At 73.9% G+C, this 19,165-nt stretch carries 16 protein-coding genes; 4 read left to right on the top strand and 12 right to left on the bottom strand.

Annotated features, from left to right (window positions below):
• Positions 1-455: DUF4232 domain-containing protein (locus HLB15_RS16195; protein WP_171106797.1), on the top strand; the 455-nt coding region annotated here is incomplete at its 5' end.
• Between the two features lie 29 nt (positions 456-484).
• Entirely contained in the window at positions 485-913 is a 429-nt protein-coding gene (locus HLB15_RS16190) for a pyrophosphohydrolase domain-containing protein (RefSeq protein ID WP_171106796.1), read from the top strand.
• Positions 914-925: 12 nt separating this feature from the next.
• On the opposite strand, the gene HLB15_RS16185 is transcribed toward HLB15_RS16190, so the two are convergent.
• The 4 genes from HLB15_RS16185 to HLB15_RS16170 all read right to left on the bottom strand — a co-directional run bounded on the left by HLB15_RS16185 (position 926) and on the right by HLB15_RS16170 (position 6,823).
• A complete protein-coding gene (locus HLB15_RS16185; RefSeq protein WP_171106795.1) occupies positions 926-1,645 on the bottom strand; it encodes a BMP family ABC transporter substrate-binding protein in 720 nt (239 codons plus the stop codon).
• The gene (locus HLB15_RS16180) at positions 1,642-2,850 is read right to left on the bottom strand and encodes a WxL protein peptidoglycan domain-containing protein (protein WP_171106794.1); all 1,209 of its coding nucleotides are present in this window, start codon (positions 2,848-2,850) and stop codon (positions 1,642-1,644) included. The genes HLB15_RS16185 and HLB15_RS16180 overlap by 4 nt, the downstream gene beginning before the upstream one ends.
• Positions 2,851-2,954: 104 nt before the next feature.
• On the bottom strand, positions 2,955-5,393 hold the full coding sequence (locus tag HLB15_RS16175) for a purple acid phosphatase family protein (protein WP_171106793.1): 2,439 nt from the start codon (positions 5,391-5,393) through the stop codon (positions 2,955-2,957).
• A 134-nt stretch (positions 5,394-5,527) separates the two neighbouring features.
• Positions 5,528-6,823, bottom strand: a complete 1,296-nt coding sequence (locus tag HLB15_RS16170) for a HupE/UreJ family protein (RefSeq protein ID WP_229785654.1) — start codon at positions 6,821-6,823, stop codon at positions 5,528-5,530.
• Here HLB15_RS16170 and HLB15_RS16165 point away from each other — a divergent pair.
• Positions 6,786-7,970: a hypothetical protein gene (locus HLB15_RS16165; RefSeq protein WP_171106792.1), complete on the top strand. Its 1,185-nt coding sequence runs from the start codon at positions 6,786-6,788 to the stop codon at positions 7,968-7,970. The two genes, HLB15_RS16170 and HLB15_RS16165, sit on opposite strands and share 38 nt — an antisense overlap.
• Here HLB15_RS16165 and HLB15_RS24875 read toward each other — a convergent pair.
• From HLB15_RS24875 to HLB15_RS16145, 4 genes are all read right to left on the bottom strand, one after another.
• Positions 7,897-9,198, bottom strand: a complete 1,302-nt coding sequence (locus HLB15_RS24875) for a lipase family protein (RefSeq protein ID WP_171106791.1) — start codon at positions 9,196-9,198, stop codon at positions 7,897-7,899. The genes HLB15_RS16165 and HLB15_RS24875 overlap by 74 nt on opposite strands.
• Before the next feature lie 232 nt (positions 9,199-9,430).
• Positions 9,431-10,060, bottom strand: a complete 630-nt coding sequence (locus tag HLB15_RS16155; RefSeq protein WP_229785653.1) for a DUF6580 family putative transport protein — start codon at positions 10,058-10,060, stop codon at positions 9,431-9,433.
• Entirely contained in the window at positions 10,039-10,491 is a 453-nt protein-coding gene (locus HLB15_RS16150; RefSeq protein ID WP_171106790.1) for a DUF4430 domain-containing protein, read from the bottom strand. The genes HLB15_RS16155 and HLB15_RS16150 overlap by 22 nt, the downstream gene beginning before the upstream one ends.
• A gap of 55 nt (positions 10,492-10,546) precedes the next feature.
• Positions 10,547-12,670 carry a DNA gyrase/topoisomerase IV subunit B gene (locus tag HLB15_RS16145; protein ID WP_171106789.1) on the bottom strand — a complete coding sequence of 708 codons (2,124 nt, stop codon included), beginning with the start codon at positions 12,668-12,670 and terminating at the stop codon, positions 10,547-10,549.
• A gap of 226 nt (positions 12,671-12,896) precedes the next feature.
• On the opposite strand from HLB15_RS16145, the gene HLB15_RS16140 reads away from it, so the two are divergent.
• Complete coding sequence (locus tag HLB15_RS16140) at positions 12,897-13,094, top strand: DUF7455 domain-containing protein (protein ID WP_229785652.1); 198 nt, start codon at positions 12,897-12,899, stop codon at positions 13,092-13,094.
• A 100-nt stretch (positions 13,095-13,194) separates the two neighbouring features.
• Here the strand turns inward: HLB15_RS16140 and HLB15_RS16135 are convergent, their stop codons facing one another.
• The 4 genes from HLB15_RS16135 to HLB15_RS16120 all read right to left on the bottom strand — a co-directional run.
• On the bottom strand, positions 13,195-15,753 hold the full coding sequence (locus HLB15_RS16135; RefSeq protein WP_229785651.1) for a LamG-like jellyroll fold domain-containing protein: 2,559 nt from the start codon (positions 15,751-15,753) through the stop codon (positions 13,195-13,197).
• Between the two features lie 362 nt (positions 15,754-16,115).
• Complete coding sequence (locus HLB15_RS24315) at positions 16,116-17,849, bottom strand: RNA polymerase sigma factor (RefSeq protein ID WP_229785650.1); 1,734 nt, start codon at positions 17,847-17,849, stop codon at positions 16,116-16,118.
• 309 nt (positions 17,850-18,158) lie between these two features.
• Positions 18,159-18,530, bottom strand: coding sequence for a universal stress protein (locus HLB15_RS16125; RefSeq protein WP_171106786.1), 372 nt, complete (start codon positions 18,528-18,530; stop codon positions 18,159-18,161).
• A gap of 10 nt (positions 18,531-18,540) precedes the next feature.
• Positions 18,541-19,165 (bottom strand): DUF4192 family protein (locus HLB15_RS16120; protein WP_171106785.1); only part of this gene is annotated, 625 nt, incomplete at its 5' end.

Below are 19,165 nucleotides of genomic sequence, written 5' to 3'. Positions count from 1 at the left end.
CCGGTGCCGCGCCCGGGTCGGAGCGCTGCCTCACGCCGGACCTGACCGGCAGCATCGCTCCGGCCGAGGGCGGCGGCGCGGCCGGGCACCACGAGGTGCGGATCGTGCTCACCAACGCGGGCGACACCGACTGCGTGCTGCAGGGCTGGCCCGGCGTCTCGTTCGTCGGCGACGGCGACGGCACGCAGATCGGTGCCGCCGCCACGCTCGACCGGTCCGCCGCGCACGACCCCGTGACCCTGGCGCCGGGCGACCCGGCGCACGCGATCGTGCGGGTGGGGCAGGCCGAGAGCTACGGCGACGACTGCACCGTGACCCCCGCCGACGGCCTGCGCGTCTACCCGCCGGGCGAGACCCGCTCGCTGTTCGTCGAGAACGACGAGCTGACCCTCACCGGGTGCGCCGAGCCGGACCTCGAGCTGCTCGAGGCCGCGGCGTTCCAGCCGGGGGCGTGACCGACCGGACCCGCCCCTAGGGTGGGCCCATGGACCACGAACCGATGCGTCGGGTCGCCGAGTTCCGCACGGCGTTCGGCGGCCCGACGACGCCCGGCCTGCCCGGCCTGCCCGACGTGGCCGAGCTGCGCCGGGCCCTGCTGGCCGAGGAGGCGGGCGAGGCCGCCGACGCCCTGGCCGAGCTCGCGCAGGCCCTCCGCACGGGCGACGACCCGGCCGAGGCGTACCGGGCGGTCGCCAAGGAGCTCGCCGACGTGCTGTACGTGACCTACGGCGCCGCCGACGCGCTGGGCATCGACCTGCCCGCCGTGTTCGTCGAGGTGCACCGCTCGAACATGAGCAAGGTCGGCGCGGACGGCGCCGTCGTGCGCCGCGCCGACGGCAAGGTGCTCAAGGGGCCCGCCTACCGGCCGCCCGCCCTGGACGCCGTGGCACCCTGGCCTCCGGCCGCGCGCTGACGGGCCCGCGCGTCACCGTGCGGGGAGCTCGACCACGATCCCCGTCAGCCCGTGCCGCACGCTCGCGACACCCGCGCCCACGGCGTCCCGCGCACGCTCGGGCGTGACCGACGCCGGGTCGGCCGCCTCGTTGCCGAGCCCCGTGCCGCGGAACTCGGCCCCCGGCCAGACGACGGCGGTCACGTTGTGCGTCGGCTCCGGCAGCTGAGCGCCCACGACCAGGAACTGCGTCCCGAGGTACTGGGCCGTCACGAGCGAGAACACGTCGACCACGCCGTCGCCCGCGCCGACGACCAGGTCCGCCGACGACGCGACGGCCTCGTCGATGCGACGCTCCACCTCGTCGTCGTCGCGCGCCCGCAGCACCGTCAGGTCCGCGCCGTGCGCGTCCGCGTGCTGCCGGACGGCGTCGGTCAGCGTGGCCGTCGCCGCGTCATCGCCGCGCGTCACGAGCACGACCGTGCTGCCGGCGGGCAGCCCGGCGTCCGCCCAGGTGCCGGGTACGGGCCGCACCGTCGCCTCGGGGGCGGGCCGCTCCGCCGACCCGGCGAACCGCGCGGCGGCGGGCGTGAGGGGCGCGGCGCTCGACGCCGGGTCGGCACCCGGGGCGGCCGGCGCTCCGCCAGGGACCGAGCCACAGGCCGCGAGGAGCACGACCAGGGCCGCGCCGGCCGCCGTGCCCGCTAGCCGCCTCCCGGCCGAGCCCGTCGCCGGGCGGAGCGGTCGCCTCACGGGGCCACCCTCCCCGGTACGGCCGCTGACTCGTGCCCGGGGTGCTCGTGCTCCGGGCCGGTCTCCTGCGCCGCGTCCCGCTCCGCGAGCGCCCGCTCGACGGCTGCCTGCACCCGGACGGCCTCCCGCTCCGCCCGGGACCGGCGCCGCCGGACGAGCACGACGACCGCGAGCACCGACGCCACGACGGCGGCGAGCAGCGCCCACGGCACGGCCCAGCCGGAGGCGTGCACCTCGACGGGCGCGACGCCCGGCGTCGCGCCGTCGACGGCGGGCAGCTCGGCCGTGAGCACGGCATCGGCGCCGAGGCGGACGAGCGGCACGACGCCGTCGACCCGGACCGACACGGGCCACGACTCGCCCGGGAGCAGCTCGGGGACGTCGTCCGCGGCGCCGTCGGCCCGGAGCCAGCCGAACGGCCCGGCCACGCTCACCTGCTGCCGGGCAGCGAGCCGCACGTTGCCCTCGTTGCGCACCGTGTAGGTGACGGTCGCGTCGCCGAGCCCGAGGGGGTTCGGCGGGTGGTGGTACTCGACGTGGGCGCCGGTGACGGTCAGCCGCGGCGCGAGGTCGCCCGCGACCCGCAGGTGCACGCGGATGCCGGAGCGCGCCTCGTAGTCGAGACCGGAGTCCTGCGCGGTCACGGTGCGCGAGGTGAGGACGGCGCCGGCGTGGTCGCCGGGCGTGGCGTCGTCGGGCACCCGGATTGTGAACGGCACGGTCTCGCTCTCGCCCGGCGCGAGGCGCAGGCGTCCCACACCCGGCTCGAGCCACGTGCCGACGGCGGACGACGCGGTGTCGCGCGTCAGGGCGTCGAGCCGGCCCGCGGTCGTCGTGTACCCGTCCGCCGCGTAGACGTCGAGGGCCAGGGGCTTCTCACCGTGGTTGGTGACCACGAGCTCGTCCTTCAGCGTCGCGCCCGGGTCCAGGGTGTAGCGGAAGTTCTCGCGCTGGGTCCCGTGGTCGTTGTCGGCGGTGCGCACTCCCCAGGTGACGGCGTCGGACGGGTCGCCGGACGTGCCGCCGGAGCCGGCGACGGGTGTCGTGCCGACGGCCGCGGCGGCCGGGACGAGGGCCGGGGCGAGCGGCAGCCCCGACGGCAGAGCGAGCGGCACGGCGGCGGGCGCGGCGAGCAGGAGGGTCGCGGCGAGCCGGACGGCCCACCGGCGGACGGCGGGCACGACGGGACGGTCTGGGGTGGGCATGGCAGGTCCTTCGCGGGTGGGGCTTCGCGGGTGGGGCGGAGAGGGGAACCGGGCGGACGGCACCGCGGGGAAGCGGGCGCCGTCCGCCCGGCCGGGCGATCAGGTCAGCTCAGCGCGGTGAGCGTGAGCGTGGCCCGGTAGGTGCCGTCGGTGACGTCGACCGGGATCCGCAGGTCGAGGTCGGCGCCCAGCACGGCGGAGCCGGTCGCGTGGCCCGCCTCCGCGTGGCCGAGCGTCGCCGACTCCCCCAGCCCGGCGCCGTCGCCACCGAGCCCGGACGCCACGCGGTCGCCCGCGACGGCGCCGCCGCCCGCCTCGACGAGGTGCGGGGACCAGCCGAGGTACCGGCCGGAGAACTCCCCGCCGTTCGACGTGAAGTCACCGACCCGCGCCGAGAGCGACCACTGCGGGGCGCCGCGGCGGGTGTCGGTCACCCGGATCGGGTTGATCGTCCCGTGGGCGGCGTAGTGGTCCCCCGCGGCCTCGGCGGTGCCGAGGTCGACGAGCGTGTTCGCGCCGTCGATGCTCCACACGAGCTCGCCCGGGGCGCCCTGCGGCACCACGACCTGCAGCTTCTGGGCGTCCGGGTCGACAGGCTTCGCGATCGTCACCTGGTCGACGACCGAGTTGACGGGGCGGTCGGCGTCCTTCGCCTCGGAGCGGACCGTCCGCACCGAGATCGCGTCGTCGGTGACCTCCACCGCCGTGTAGTTGCGCACGTTCTCCTGGTTGAAGGCGGACAGCCACCACGAGCCCGCCGCGTTCGCGGAGTAGTACTTCGAGCCGGACGCGGAGTTCGCCGTCACGTACAGCACGCCACCCGGTCCGGGCGTGAGGATGTCGACGCCCGCCTCCTCCGCGGGGTCGGCCTTCTCGCCGTTGCGGATGAGGTAGGAGCGCGCGTAGCTGTGGTCGTGGCCCTGCAGCACCAGGTCGACGCCCGTCTCGGAGAAGAGCGTGGGCCAGGTGCCGCGGCGGTCGACGACGTCGCCGTCGGTGGCGTGCGGGCCCACCGAGTAGATCGAGTGGTGGAACGCGACGACCTTCCACCGGGCCTCGTCGCCGTGCTCGGCGATCACGTCGCGCACGAACCGCTCGTGCGAGGCGTAGTCCCGGCTGTTGGAGTTGAGGTTGAGGAAGAGCACGTCCTTGTAGACGAACCAGTAGTCGCCACCCGAGCTGGTGCCGGAGCCCGGGCCCGCCGTCTCGTCGAGGTGGGGCGTGTTGAAGTGCTGGCGGTACGCCTTGTTGCCCACGTCGTGGTTGCCGTTGGTGGCCACGAACGGGATCTCCCGCAGGTGGTCCGTCGACAGGAACGCCTCGTACTGCGCCTCGCTGCTCGCCGACTCGACCTGGTCGCCCGCCGAGAAGAGCATCTCGGCACGCGGGTACGCGGCCGTGGCCACGTCGAGCGTGTCGACCCAGCCCGCGGTGTCGCGCGGCACGTTGCCGGACGAGCCGAGCTGCGGGTCACCGAAGAACAGGAAGTCGAACGCGCCGCCGAAGGAGCGGGTCCGGAAGGTGTGCACCGCCGACCACGCGCCCTCGCGGCCGACCCGGTACGAGTAGGCCGTGTTCTCCTCGAGACCGGTGAACGTCGCGTGCCGGTAGAACTCACCGCTCGACGACGGCCCGCCGGTCGCCGGCACGCTCACCGCGTCCGCGGGGAACTCGCCGCCGGTGACCTCACCCGCCGGGGCGATCTGGGCGACCTGCTCGGTGTCGGTGTCGGTGTACCAGGCGAGGTTGCGGTCGGCCTCCGTCGCGCCGACGCCGAGCACCAGGTCGGTGACCGTCGTCGTGGGCTCCGGCTCGTCCTGCTCGACCGGGACGAGCGACCGCACGTCGAGGTAGACGTCGGAGCTGGCCGGCCGGTCGTTGTACAGGCCGACGGCGAGCGTGTTCACCCCGGCCTGCAGCACGTCGGCCGGCACGCTGAACTGCCGCTCGACGGGGTCGCCCGCCGCGGTGCCCGCGTAGGTCAGGTTCTTGCGGTCGTCCGGCACCGCCTCGACCCGCTCGTCGGCGAAGCCCGCGACCTGGGTGCCGTTGACGAAGATCTGCACCGCGTCGTCGAACACGACCTCGCCCCGCAGGGACGCGATCGCCTCGAGCTGGTCCGCGGTCACGTCGAACGTGGTGCGCAGGTGGTAGGTGGGGACGGCGACCCGCGGGTCGGCCGCCGGGTCGATGTAGTGGTCGAGCACCGTGGTGACGGGGAAGCCGGAGCCGAGGTCGGGCGTCGGCGACCCGTTCTTGGCGCCGAACGGTCCGGTGCCACGCTCCCAGGCCGTGTCGTCGAAGGCGGCGTGGGTCCAGGTGAGGCGGTCGGCGTCGCCGGCGGCCGGGTCGGTGTTGTCGTCCGAGTACGACCAGGCGGTCGCGCTGCCGAGGTAGCTCTCGGGCAGGTCCGCCGCGCCGGCCGACGTCGCGGCGTACGTCAGACCGCTCGCGGCCAGGGCGACGAGCCCGAGCCCTGCGGCGGCCGGACGCACCCAGCCGCGCGCCGTGCGGCGAGCAGGCGGATGAGCATTCGCGTGCATGAATCCTCCAGGTACGGGGCGCCGAGCGGCGCCACGCCAGACAGTTGCCCCGCGATACGAACCGCGCGCGACGCCGCGATGAGCGGCAGATGAACACCTGGTCGGCGGGCGGGTGATTGTGGCGGGACGACGCGTCAGCCGAGGCCGAGCAGGCGCTGCGCGAACCACACCAGGCCGGTCACCGCGACCCCCGCCGCGACACCGAGGCCGGTCCACGACGCCGTCCGCGGCGCCCGGCGGCGCAGCAGGAGCAGGAGGGGGAAGACGACGGCGATGATGCCGAGCTGCACCACCTCGATGCCCACGTTGAACACGAGCAGGGACCACAGGAGCGTCCACGAGAACGGCTCGTCGATCCCCAGCGCGCCCGCGAACCCGAGCCCGTGCACCAGGCCGAAGCCGAACACCACCGCGAGGCGCAGCCACTGCCCGCGGTCCGGGAGGCGGCGCCCGGCGTCGGCCGTCCCCGCCCCGAGCGCCGGCCCACGCCGCGCCGACCACACGTGCCCCAGCGCCACGACCGCGATCGAGAGCGCGATGACCGGTTCGACGACGGACGCGGGCGCACTGACCACCCCGAGCGCCGCCAGCAGGAACGTCACCGAGTGCGCGAGCGTGAACGACGTCGCGGCGAGCACCACGTCCCGCAGCCGGCGCGAGCCGACGATCAGCGCGACGAGGAACAGCAGGTGGTCGGGCCCCAGGAGCAGGTGCTCGGCGCCGAGCACGAAGAAGTGCGCCATCCGCTCGTACCAGTGCTCGACGGTCGAGAACGCGGGCGTGTGCTGCGTGAGCGCCGCGCTGCCGCGGACGCCGGCCAGGTCGTAGTCGAGGATCGTCGTCGTGCCGGTGACGTAGCCCTCGTCGTCGGCGAACAGGGTGCTGCGGACCTCGTGGTCGACGGACGCGGTGCCGTCGGAGGACCTGCCCTCGGAGGACCCGCCCTCGGCGGGCGGGCACGTGTGGTCCAGCACCAGGACGGCGTACGGCACGCCCTCGCGCTCGGTCACCCGCACCGGGCCGGCCTGCTCCGGGGTGCAGGGGACGCCGTCGGCGGACACGGTGAACCGCTCGGTGACGTAGCCGAGCACGCTCGCGACGTGGTCCGCCAGAGGCTCCGCCAGCTCCGTGGGCTCCTCGCTCGTCTCCCAGACGGCCATCCCCTCCTCGAAGAGGGCGGGGTCCTCCTGGTGCTCGGCGGCGGAGACGACGAGGAGGTCGTACTCGAGACCGAGCTCGGTGCGGACGACACCCGGCTCGGGCGTCGTCGCGTCCGCGTAGACGGTGGAGGTGAAGCCGTGCGCGGCGGCGGACGGCGCGAGGGCGGCCAGGAGCGCGGCGGCCACCGCGAGCGCGGACGCCGCGCGGGCCGCTCCTCGGTGACGCCGGGCGGTGACGGGGGCGGCCGGGGGCCGGGGACGGTATCGCACGCACCGCACCCTGCTGCACCGGGATGAACGCCGGGCCAACGCCGGGCGACGACGCGGTGCCGGCCGCCGCGGCCTGCTCCTCGGCGGCGTCGAGCTCGTCGTCGACGGCGGACAGCTCCTCAGCCACCTCGTCGACGGCCGCGCGGGCCTCCTCGACGGCGCGGGCCGCGGCGTCCCGCTCCGCGGTCAGGCGCTCGATCTCCTCCTCGAGCCGGTCGACCTCGGCCTGCGCGTCCCGGGCAGCCTCGTCGGCCGCGGCCTTGCGCTCCCGGACCTCGTCGCGGCGCTCCTCGACGCGGTCCAGGCGGGCAGTGCTCTCCTCGACCTCGCGCTCGGCGGCCTCGAGGTCGGCGTCCTCGGCGTCGGTGTTCTCGGCGTCGGTGTTCTCGGCGTCGGTGTCCTCGGCGTCGGTGTCGGCGTCCGCCGCGGAGCCGGAGCCGGCGTCGGCGTCGGTCTCGTCGGCACCGTCGCCGCCCGCGTCGTCCTGCCCCGGGTGCAGCACGACGAGGTCGGCCTCCTCGCCCTGCTCGTCCACGATGCCGAACCCGACGTGCTGCAGCGCCCGCGTGAGCCTCCCGGCCCGGACCGCGGTGCCCGCGTCGGCGTCCATGACGGCGGCGGTGAGGGTCTCGGCGAGGCGGTCGAGCACGGCCTGGGACACGGCACGCCCGCCGACCTCGCCCGCGTCGCGCACCGACCGCACCAGCCCCTCGACGCGCTCGCGGCGCAGGTGGTCGAGCGCGCGGATCCTGGCACGGTCGCGCTCCGCCGTCGCCGCGCGCAGCTCGTCGCCGAGGTCGGTCAGCACGGCGATCTCGTCGGGCCGGTCGCGCACCACCTGGTTGACGACCCACGCCGCGACCGTCGGCTTCGGCAGCCGCTTGATCCGCCGGGCGCCGAGCCGGTCACCGTCGCCCGCGGCCTGCCGGGCGGCGGCGTCCCGGGCCGCGACGAACTCGTCGAGCGGCCCCGCGTACAGGGCGTCGACGGCGTCGTCGAGGTCGGTCGGCTCGGCGGGCACGTCCCTACCGTGGCACGTGCCCGCCGTCTCCCGCGACCGCCGCGCCGACCACTCAGCAGTGCACCCGGAACGGCCGGTCCCGGAACCGCTGGTCGAGGAACGCGATCACGCCGGGCGCGCCGGTGACCATGGTCGAGACGTGCTCCCCGAGGTGCCACTCCCACTGCACCTCGGCACCGGCCGCGCAGTACTCGTCGCGCAGGGCGCGGGCCTGACCGGGCGCGACGATCTCGTCGAGCAGGCCGTGGAACAGCCGGATCGGCACGTCGGGCGGGTTGGCCCCGAGCCTGTTCTCGGCCAGGCGTGCCTGCCACGCCGGGTCCTGGAGCGGGTCCGTCGTGGTGAACATGCCGATGTTCTGGAACGCGTGCCCGAGCGTCGCGTCCACGCACGCGTCCTGCTCCTTCTCGTACGTGCGGCGCCCGCGCTCGTTGAGGTACGACTCCAGGTCGAGCTCCGGGTAGGCCGCGTCCAGCCCGTAGGCGGCCAGCAGCAGGAACCCGAAGCCGACCTGGCCGTCGAGCCCCTCGGCCACCTCGGTGAGGTCGGCGGGCACACCGCCCGCCGCGACACCCACCAGGTCGAGCTCCGGCGCGTACGTGGGCTGCAGCTCGCCCGCCCACATCGCGCCGCCGCCGCCCTGCGAGTAGCCGGAGAAGGCGACCTTGCCGCCGGCCGCCAGCCCCGTGGCGGGCAGGGTGGTCGCGGCGCGCACCATGTCGATCACGGCCCGCCCCTCCGACTGCCCGACGACGTACGTGTGCATCCCCGGCGTGCCGAGCCCCTCGTAGTCGGTGACCACGACGGCCCAGCCCCTGAGCAGCATCGGCTCGATGAGCGGCCGCTCGTAGTCGAGCCAGCGCGACGGCGCGCACGTGTCCCCGACGCCGCGCGTCCCGCTCGCGACCGACACGATCGGCCGCGGCCCCTCCCCGCGCCATCGCACCGTCGGTACGAGGACGCGACCGGTCACCGCGACGTCCTGCCCCGTGGCGTTGGTCGAGTGGTACATCAGCAGGTAGTTGCGCGCGCTGAGCTGCCGCGGCTCCTCGCGCCAGCGGATCACCTCACCGTCCGCGCCGTCGGGCAGCGGGGCCGGCGGCGTGTAGAAGTCGTCGAGGGCGACGCCCTGGTCGGGCACAAGGGGGAGCCCGGGGCCGCCGAGCGACGGGGCCGGTTCGAAGAGGTCGGGCGCCGGGTCGTCCACCGGCACCCGGCCGGCATCGGTACCGGCGTCCCCCGTGGTCACGGGCGGTGGCGACGCGGTGGTCACGGGAGCGGCGGACCCCGGGGCCGCGGCCAGGGCGGGCAGGGCCAGCGCCGTCAGTCCGGCGACGGCGACGGCCCGACGCACACGGCCTCTGGACGATCGGGGACGGGCGGGCGAGGTGGAGGCAGGCAGCATCGGATCTCCTCGTCGAGGTCCTCGGGCGCACGTCGTCGTGCCCCGGGCCCGCGAGCGGGCCGCTACTGACTTTAACCGCAATAGCGCCGCCCCCACCACCGCACGCCGAGGTAGTCACGTGGCGAGGTAGTCACTTGGCGAGGTAGTCAGGCTGGCCGCCGGTGACTACTTCGCCACGTGACTACCTCGCCACGTGACTACCTCGGCGGGGGGTGGGGAGGGGGAGGGCCGTGCGCTCCGTACGTTCCACGAGGGTCGCGACCGCCGCGGCGAGCGGCACCAGGACCAGGTTGCCGAGCAGCATGGTGCGCAGGAACGGCAGGCCGGCGACGTAGCTCGCGAGCAGCCCGTCGAGCGTCTGCGGGTACAGCCCGTCCATCAGCCAGACGCCGAAGTTGGTCCACGCGAAGAACCACAGCGACCCGCCGACGCCCACGCCCAGCGCCGCGGCGTACCGGGCGGGCCCGCGCAGCCGTCGGGCGAGGATCGCGCCGACGCCGACCACCGCCCACGCCGACCACGTGAACCACAGGATCTGGGTGTTGCCGAGCACGGCGTCGCTCACGGCCACGACCGCGAACGGCACGACCGCCGCCCACCGGTTGCGCAGCAGGAGCACGCCGAGGAAGGTCGCCGCGGTGGCGAGCTCCAGGTTCGGCGGTGCACCGAGGTCCGGCGCGACGAGGCGCCACGCCACGGCAGCCGCCAGCACGAGCAGCACGACGGCGGGGCGCCACCAGCGCCGCGCCAGCTCGCCGACCGTCAGGTCGCGGCTCGGCGCGTCCCGGCTCAGTACGTCTCGATCGTCCACGTGATCTCCTGACCGTCCTCGGTGTCGAGCATCCCGGCACCGACCTGCGCGGGCACGCCGTCGACCGACAGCGACCAGAACTCGTTCTCCGCGTCGTCGGCGGTGCGTCCGTTGATCGAGGTGACGAACGCGTTCTCCCCCTCGCCCGTCAGCTCGGCGGTCGGGTCCTCCTCGAGCAGCAGCTCCAGCGCGGTGGAGCCGGTGCGACCGGGGTAGCTGAACGTCTCGGCGCCCCGCTTGCGCTCGCCGTCCGACGCCGGAGCCGACGGCGTGCCGGACGGCGCCGCCGAGCGCTCGCTCATCACCGGCGGTGCGGTCGAGGCGCGCTCCGGCTCGCGCCCGTCCCCGCACCCGGCGAGGAGGCCCGCGCCGAGCAGCACGACGGCGGCCGCGCGGGCGAGCCGGGGCGGGCGGAAGGTAGTGGTGTTCACGCCCGCGAGTCTAGGTCGGCGGCCGCGGCCCGGCGCCGCCGTCCCACTCCTCGGGTCAGACGTCGATCCGCGAGCGGTCCAGCTCGGCGGCGCCCTGGATGAGGAACTCCTTGCGGGGCGCCACGTCGGTGCCCATGAGCAGCTCGAACGCCCGCTCCGCCGCCTCGGCGTGCTCGGCGGTCACGCGGCGCAGGGTGCGGTGGCGCGGGTCCATCGTCGTCTCCGCGAGCTGGTCGGCGTCCATCTCGCCCAGGCCCTTGTAGCGCTGGATGTCCGGCTTGTAGCGCCGGCCGGCCTTGTCGAGCTTCTTGAGCGTCGCACCGAGCTCGGCCTCGGAGTACGTGTAGATGTACTCGTTCTTGCGCCGGCCCGAACCGATCACCTCGATGCGGTGCAGCGGCGGCACGGCGGCGAACACGCGCCCCGCCTCGACCATCGGCCGCATGTACCGGTAGAAGAGCGTCAGCAGCAGCGTGCGGATGTGGGCGCCGTCCACGTCGGCGTCGGTCATCATGATGATCTTGCCGTAGCGCGCGGCCTCGAGGTCGAAGGACCGGCCGGAGCCCGCGCCGAGCACCTGGATGATCGCGGCGCACTCGGCGTTGCGCAGCATGTCGCTGATCGACGCCTTCTGGACGTTGAGGATCTTGCCGCGGATGGGCAGCAGGGCCTGGAAGTCGCTGGAACGCGCGAGCTTCGCGGTGCCCAGCGCGCTGTCGCCCTCGACGATGAAGAGCTCGGAGCGGTCCACGTCGTTCGACCGGCAGTCGGCGAGCTTGGCGGGCAGCGACGAGGTCTCGAGCGCGTTCTTGCGGCGCGAGATCTCCTTCTGCTTGCGCGCGGTGATGCGCGCCCGCATCTCGGCGACGATCTTGTCGAGCAGCAGCGAGGCCTGCGTCTTGTCGTCGCGCTTGGTGGAGGTCAGCCGCGCCTGGATCTCCTTCTCGACGACCCGGGAGACGATCTGGCGCACCGGCCCGGTGCCCAGCACCTCCTTGGTCTGCCCCTCGAACTGCGGCTCGGCGAGACGGACGGTCACCACGGCGGTGAGGCCGGCGAGCACGTCGTCCTTCTCGATGCGCTCCGCGCCGTCCTTGGTGGAGACCTTGAGCTTGCGGGCGTTGGCCTCGACGTTCTTGCGGACGACCTTGAGCAGGCCCTGCTCGAAGCCCGTCAGGTGGGTGCCGCCCTTGGGCGTCGAGATGATGTTGACGAACGACCGCACCTCGGTGTCGTAGCCCGTGCCCCAGCGCAACGCGATGTCGACCTCGCAGTCGCGCTGCACCTCGCGCGGCGTCATGTGGCCGCGCTCGTCCAGCACCGGCACGGTCTCGGTGAAGCTTCCCGACCCCTGCAGCACCCAGGTGGCCGTGACGGGGGTGTCGGGCGCGAGGAACTCGACGAAGTCCGCCGCGCCGCCGTCGTGCCGGAAGACCTCCTCGTGCGGGCCGGCCTCGCCGGGCGTGCCCGGCAGGCCGCGCTCGTCGCGGACCGTGATCTCCAGGCCCGGCACGAGGAACGTCGTCTGCCGCACGCGCGTGACCAGCTCGTCGTAGCTGAACACCGCGGACTTGGGGAAGATCTGCCGGTCCGCCCAGTAGCGCACCCGCGTGGCCGTCCTCCCCCGCGGCGCCTTGCCGACGACCGCCAGCTCCGAGCGCTCGACGAACGGCTGGAACGGCGCGTCCGGGTCGGGCCCGGACGCCGGGTCGTCGTACACGCCGGGCTCGCCGCGGTGGAACGTCATCCGGTACGTCTTGCCGCCGCGGTCGACCTCGACGTCGAGGCGCGCGGACAGCGCGTTCACGACGGACGCGCCCACGCCGTGCAGGCCACCCGAGGCCTGGTAGGAGCCGCCCCCGAACTTCCCGCCCGCGTGCAGCTTGGTGTAGACCACCTCGACGCCGCTGAGCCCCGTCTTCGGCTCGATGTCGACCGGGATGCCGCGGCCGTCGTCCGACACCGTCACCGACGAGTCTGCGTGCAGCACGACGCCGATCTTCGTCGCGTGGCCGCCGAGGGCCTCGTCGACGGAGTTGTCGATGATCTCCCAGAGGCAGTGCATCAGGCCCCGGGAGTCGGTGGTCCCGATGTACATGCCGGGACGCTTGCGTACCGCCTCGAGACCCTCGAGGACGGACAGGTGGCGTGCGGTGTACGACTCGGACGTTGCGGTCACGGCGACAGCGTAGACGAGGTCACCGACAACCCGTGTCAGGCGCTCCGCGACGGCGCACAGCACCCCGGCCCGCCCCGATTTCACCCGTGACGGAAATTACCCTTTCAGCGCAATTGGGGGCGGATGGCACCACGAGTGTGAGTCACGCCGCTATGCTCGCAGCGAACCGGCCGCCGGAGTCGGCATGAACCGTACGAGCGAATGGTTGGATGGAGATGTGACGACCATGACGACCGAACCGCTCACCGCCCTCGACCGCTGTGACCGCTGCGGCGCGCAGGCTTACGTGCGCGTCGTTCTGCCCGTGGGCGAGCTGCTCTTCTGCGGCCACCACGCCCGCGCACACGCGTCCGCCTACGCGGACGTCGCCACCCATGTCCAGGACGAGACCGACAAGCTCCACGCGGAGCACGGCCAGGCCTGAGGCCTCGCCGACCGACCAGCCGGACACACACAGACCTCGACACACCGCGACGGCGGTGGGTCACCCACCCGGGTGACCCACCGCCGTCCGCGCGTCCTGGTCAGGACCCCGCGAGCTCGGCGACCTCCTCGTCCGACAGCGCGCGGTCGAACACCCGCACGTCGTCCACGTCGCCGCGCAGGTGGTCGACCTCGGCCCCGCCGTACTGCGCGCGGCCGACGACCAGCGGACCCTCGGTGGCCGGCGCGGTGCAGACGTCCTGCGTGGCCACCCGTGTGCCGTCCACGTAGAGCGTCAGCGTGCCCGCCGCGGCGTCACGCACGCCCGTGAGGTGGTACCAGCGCCCCGGCTCCGGCTTCTCGGGCGACAGCGCGCGCGTGCCGACGAAGCTCATCGCCCAGCGCTCGTCCTGCCCGGAGTACTGCAGGAAGAACGCGCTGTTGCTGCCCGTGTCCTGGCTGACCACGGTCTGGAAGCCGCTGCCTGCCTCGTCGAGCCGCGCCCACGCGGAGACGCTGTACGAACCGTCCGTCCGCACGAGGGTCCGGCCGGTGTCCGCCTCGCCCGCGCCGTCGAACGACACCGCGCCGCCGGTCACGCCGTCGGTCCAGGTGGTGCCGGTCAGGGTGGCGTCGGCGTCGCCCACGCCGTCGCCCGCCACGGCGCCGCTGCCCTCGTCGAAGCCCCACGCGTGCACCCCGGACAGGCCGGGCGTGCCGGGGTCGACGACGGGCGGCTCTCCCCCGCTGCCGTCCGCGCCCGCGATGATCGACTCGTTGACCTCGCGCACCTGCCCGAAGTCCATCTTCTCCACCTGCCTGTCGTAGGTGAAGAACCCGTTGACCTCGTGCTCCACGTCGGTGATCTGCGTGTAGACCGACCCGCTGATGCCGCACTGCAGCGCGGCCGTCAGCACGTCCTCCTGGTTCTCCACGTAGCGGCGGGTCAGGGTCGCGACGTCGGGCGTCATCTCGTACGCGTGGCCGTCCTCGAACCACATGTGGTCCTCGACCTCGAGGCCGAACCCGCCGTGCTCGCCGTCCATCGAGGCGCGCGTGGCGTCAGGGACGGGCTGCCCCGGGCCGACGTACGCGTGCCAGTCGAGCACGTCGCCCTCCCCGCTGTCGCCGAGCGAGTCGCAGCAGTTCACGCCTGAGTGCGCGTCGACGAGCCGCGACGGGTCCTGCTCCTTGACCTCGCGCGCGATCCGGCCGGTCGCCTCCTGCGACCACTCGCCCCAGCCCTCGTTGAACGGGACCCAGCCGATCACCGACGTCCAGCTCGAGTGCTGGTCGACCATCTCGTGCAGCTCGCGCTCGAAGCGCTCCTGCGCCTCGACGGGCGGGCGGCCCGGCTTCATCGACGGCATGTCCTGCCACACCAGCAGGCCGAGCCGGTCGGCGTGGTAGAACCAGCGGTCCGGCTCCACCTTGATGTGCTTGCGCACGGTGTTGAAGCCGAGCACCTTGTGCTGCTCGAGGTCGAACGCGAGCGCCTCGTCCGTCGGCGCGGTGTAGATGCCGTCCGGCCAGTAGCCCTGGTCCAGCGTGGACAGCAGGAAGAGGATCTCTCCGTTGAGGGTGATGTGGTTGCGGCCGTCCTCACCCTTCGCGATGCCGATCTCGCGCATGCCGAAGTACGAGCTGACGGTGTCGACCACGCGCCCGCGAGCGTCCCGCACGCGCACCTGCAGGTCGTAGAGGTACGGGTCGTCCGGCGTCCACAGGTGCGCACCGGGCACGCGGACGGCGACCTCGTCGCCGACCGCGCCGACGGACCGCGCGACGACCCGGCCCTTGCCCGCGCCCCTGCCTGCCGCGCTCGCGCCCTCCTCCGAGGCGACGCCGCCCGCGCGGACGACGACGTCGACCCGCCCGCCGGCCGCCGCGGGACTGCCCTCGACGGTGAGCGCGAGCGTGCTCGTGTCGACGTCGGGCGTCATGTCGAGCCGGACGGCGTGCGCCGCGGCGACCGGCTCCATCCAGACCGTCTGCCAGATGCCGGAGGCACCCTCGTAGAAGATGCCGCGGTCGGGCACGTTGCGCTGCTTGCCGACGGGCTGCCACGTGGCGTCGGTGCGGTCGGTGACGCCGACCAGCACCTCCTGGGGGCCCGACGCCGTCAGCGCGTCGGTGACGTCGGCGGAGAAGCGCCCGTACCCGCCCTCGTGGTGCGCCACCTCCTGGCCGTTCACCCACACGGTGGCGGTGTGGTCGACGGCGCCGAAGTTGAGGATCACGCGCTGACCGGCCGTGCGCCACGACGCCGGCACCTCGACGGTGCGGCGGTACCACATGTGGTCCTCGTGCCGATCGATGCCGGACAGCTCCGACTCGGTCGGGTACGGCACGAGGATCTCCTCGGCGAGGGTCTCGCCGAACGGCGGCTCCTCGCCCTCCTGCGCGCCCGCGAACTCCCACAGGCCGTTCAGGTTCTCCCACCGGTCCCGCACGAGCTGCGGCCGCGGGTACTCCGGCAGCGCGTTGTCGGGCGTCACGTCCTGGGTCCAAGGCGTCGGCAGGTGCGCGTCCGTGACCGGCCAGGTGGCCTGACCCGCGTCGGGTGCCGACGGCGCGGCCGGTGCGGCCGTTCCCGGCACGACGGCGAGCACCGCGCCCGTCGCCAGGGCGAGGAGCGCGGCGCCGGCGCGTCGTCGCACGACGCGGCCCGGCCGTCCGGTGAACGGTGGTGCGGTGGGTGGTGCGGTGGGTGGTGCGGTGGGCGGCACCGCCGCCGCGGGAGGTACGTGGGAGCGTCTGCGGTACGGCCTGCGGAGCGACATCGGCGTCACCTTCCTGGTCCGACACTGGACCGAGCACTGGGACCGAGCACTGGAACCGGGCACGAGCATCGTTGCCAGGAGACACCGTAATCGCGGGTGAAGTGTCTGCCTAGACCCCTATTTCACGCATTGCAATACCGGCAAGCGGCGCAAGGCGCCCGTCGCGACAGAACGACGCCGGGCGCGGCCCCGTGTGGGGTCCGCGCCCGGCGTCGTCCGTGCGTCGGCCGAGGTAGCCGTCAGTCGAGGTAGTCGCGCAGCACCTGGGAGCGCGACGGGTGGCGCAGCTTCGACATCGTCTTGGACTCGATCTGGCGGATGCGCTCACGCGTCACGCCATAGACCTTGCCGATCTCGTCGAGCGTCTTGGGCTGGCCGTCCTGCAGGCCGAACCGCATGGAGACCACACCGGCCTCGCGCTCCGAGAGGGTGTCGAGCACCTGGTGGAGCTGCTCCTGCAGGAGCGTGAAGGACACCGCGTCCGCGGGCACGACCGCCTCGGAGTCCTCGATGAGGTCACCGAACTCGCTGTCGCCGTCCTCGCCGAGCGGGGTGCTCAGCGAGATGGGCTCGCGACCGTACTTCTGGACCTCGACCACCTTCTCGGGGGTCATGTCCAGCTCCTTGGCCAGCTCCTCCGGCGTGGGCTCGCGGCCCAGGTCCTGAAGCATCTGGCGCTGGACGCGGGCCAGCTTGTTGATGACCTCGACCATGTGCACCGGGATGCGGATGGTGCGGGCCTGGTCGGCCATGGCGCGCGTGATCGCCTGCCGGATCCACCAGGTGGCGTACGTCGAGAACTTGTAGCCCTTGGTGTAGTCGAACTTCTCGACCGCGCGGATCAGACCGAGGTTGCCCTCCTGGATCAGGTCCAGGAACAGCATGCCGCGGCCGGTGTAGCGCTTGGCGAGCGAGACCACGAGGCGGAGGTTGGCCTCCAGCAGGTGGTTCTTGGCTCGCTTGCCGTCGTGCGCGATCCACTTGAGGTCGCGCTCGAGGCGCCGCTGGTCCTTGTCGTTGCGGTCGAACTCGGTCGTCGCGAGCCGCTCCTCCGCGAACAGGCCGGCCTCGATGCGCTTGGCGAGCTCGACCTCCTGCTCGGCGTTCAGCAGCGCGACCTTGCCGATCTGCTTCAGGTAGTCCTTGACCGGGTCGGCGGTGGCGCCCGCCGTCACGACCTGCTGCGCGGGCTGGTCGTCGTCGTCCGTGTCGGAGACGACGAAGCCGGAGTTCTCGTCGCCCTCCTTCGTGGTCCTGCCGGCGCGGCCGCGGCCGGTGCGCGTCGGGGTCTCGGGGCCGGCCTCGGCCTCCACCTCGACCTCGTCCTCCGGGTCCTCGACGGCGACGCCGTCGGGCTCGATGTTGTCGTACTTCGACTTGCCGCGGGCGGCGGCCTTCTTGCCGGCCCCCTTGGCGGCCGGCTTGCGCCGCGTGCTCGTCGTCTCCTCGTCGAGGGCGTCGACCTCGCTCAGGTCGATGTCGTCCACCTCCTCGATCTCGTCGATGTCCCCCGGCTCCTCGACCTTCGCGGTCGAGCGAGCAGAGGTCTTCTTGGCGGCCGTCGACTTCTTGGCGGTCGTCGTCTTCGCGGCCGCAGGCTTCGCGGACGCGGAACGGGTGCGCTTGGGCTTCGCCTCGGCCTCGCCGTCGGCAGGGGCCTTCGCGGCGACGGCGGTCGAGCGGGTCGATGCGGCGGCCGCCACCTTCGTCATGGACGGCAGACCGACCTGCACGCCCGCGTTGGCCAGCGCCCGCAGCACCGCCTTGAGCCGCTTGGCGTCACCCACCTGCGCGGTCTCGCAGGCGCGCCGGAAGTTCTCGGCATCGACCGAGCCCTCGGCGGTGCCGCGAGCGAGCAGCTCCTGCAGCGCAGGATGCTCGAACTCACGGGGCAGGTTGTCGCGTGCAGGGGCGGACGTGATGTCCTGGGGGGCTTTCAGCGGAGAGGGCGCCACAAACCGACCTTTCGGCATTCGAGGGGGCGGTGTACGGCCGACGTGGCCTTCACTGGACCTTCTGGTTCCGTCGGCGAACGTATATATTGTACCGGCGGCATCCGTCTCAGCCGCGACGAACGCGGCGTTCGTCGCAAACTTGGTCCGAAGTCACGTCGACCGGACACTCCCCTGGCGGTGTCTTGACTTCTGCGTGCCTGTTTTCGGGTGCCATGAGTCAACGAACCAGAGCCCCGGACCATTCCCGGACACGCGAGATCACCCGAGCGAGATCGACCGCCCGGACGCGAGACCAGCCCTCCGACCAGCCGGCCGACCGCGACGGCGTCAGCCGCTGACCTTGACCGCCAGCACCGGGCACGGCGCCTCGACGAGGATGCGCTGCGCGCCCGCGCCGAGGATCAGCTTCCCGACGGGGCTGCGCCGGCGCAGCCCGATCACGATCAGGCCGGCGCCCGTGCTCGTCGCGGCACGGATGAGGTCCTCCGCGAGGTCGCCCGTGCCCTCCTCGACCCGCACGTCGACGTCCGCGGCCAGCGTGGCGACCAGCTCCTCGACCTCGGGCCTGCACTCCTCGAGCGGGAGCTTCCCGCTGGTGACGACCACCAGCGGGAGCCCGCGCTCCCCGGCCTCGGCGACAGCGGTGCGGAGGGCCTGCAGACCCTCGGGCGTGGCGAGGTGGCCCACGACGATCGTCATTCCACCGACGCTACCCCACCGGCCGCCCCGGATCGCACCGCAGGTCACGTTCGCGCCGCACCCAGCCCGGCGGGACGCCCCCTGCGATGGCACTGCGCAGCAGCCCGGCGAGCCGGTGCGTGGGATCCACGCCCAGCGCGTCGCTCACCCGCTCGGCGGCCAGCCCGCCGTCTCCGTGCCACCAGGCCAGCAGCGCGAGCAGCACGTACGCCGGTGCGCGACGGGCCCGGGGCAGGTGCGTGGCGACGGCCTCGAGCACCGTGCGGGCCGGTCCGGTGATCCCGGTGTCCGGGACGACGCCGCGCACCGGGTCCACGATCCGCGCCATCACGTCGGCGGTCGCGGCGTCGGTGGCGGCGTCCGCCTCGTGCCGCGCCGTGCGCAGGGCGGCCTCCTGCGTGTTCGCGACGAGGCTGAGCAGCACGGCGTCGCGCACCGGCGTGTCGGCGAGCGCAGCACCGATCTTGCCGAGCGTCGCGGGCCGGAGCGTGCACGTCTCCCCTGGCCCGAGCGCCGCCACCTGCCGGACCGCGGACCGCCACAGGCCGAGGCTCTCCTCGCCCCACCGGGCGAGCGCGGCGGGGTCGGGCGTGGCCGCTGCCGCGGAGGAGGCACCCACCCGCCGGGCCGCGCCG

This window comes from Promicromonospora citrea, assembly GCF_013004695.1.
Lineage (GTDB): Bacteria > Actinomycetota > Actinomycetes > Actinomycetales > Cellulomonadaceae > Promicromonospora > Promicromonospora citrea.
The sequence above is the reverse complement of the archived record's forward strand: the minus strand, read 5'-3'. Positions and strand labels throughout refer to the sequence as shown.

Coding starts and splice junctions, on each gene's coding strand:
- HLB15_RS16140 (WP_229785652.1), top strand. CDS start 12,897: ATGACGACCGAACCGCTCACCGCCCTCGACCGCTGTGACCGCTGCGGC.
- HLB15_RS16180 (WP_171106794.1), bottom strand. CDS start 2,850: ATGCCCACCCCAGACCGTCCCGTCGTGCCCGCCGTCCGCCGGTGGGCC.
- HLB15_RS16125 (WP_171106786.1), bottom strand. CDS start 18,530: ATGACGATCGTCGTGGGCCACCTCGCCACGCCCGAGGGTCTGCAGGCC.
- HLB15_RS24315 (WP_229785650.1), bottom strand. CDS start 17,849: ATGCCGAAAGGTCGGTTTGTGGCGCCCTCTCCGCTGAAAGCCCCCCAG.
- HLB15_RS16190 (WP_171106796.1), top strand. CDS start 485: ATGGACCACGAACCGATGCGTCGGGTCGCCGAGTTCCGCACGGCGTTC.
- HLB15_RS16175 (WP_171106793.1), bottom strand. CDS start 5,393: ATGCACGCGAATGCTCATCCGCCTGCTCGCCGCACGGCGCGCGGCTGG.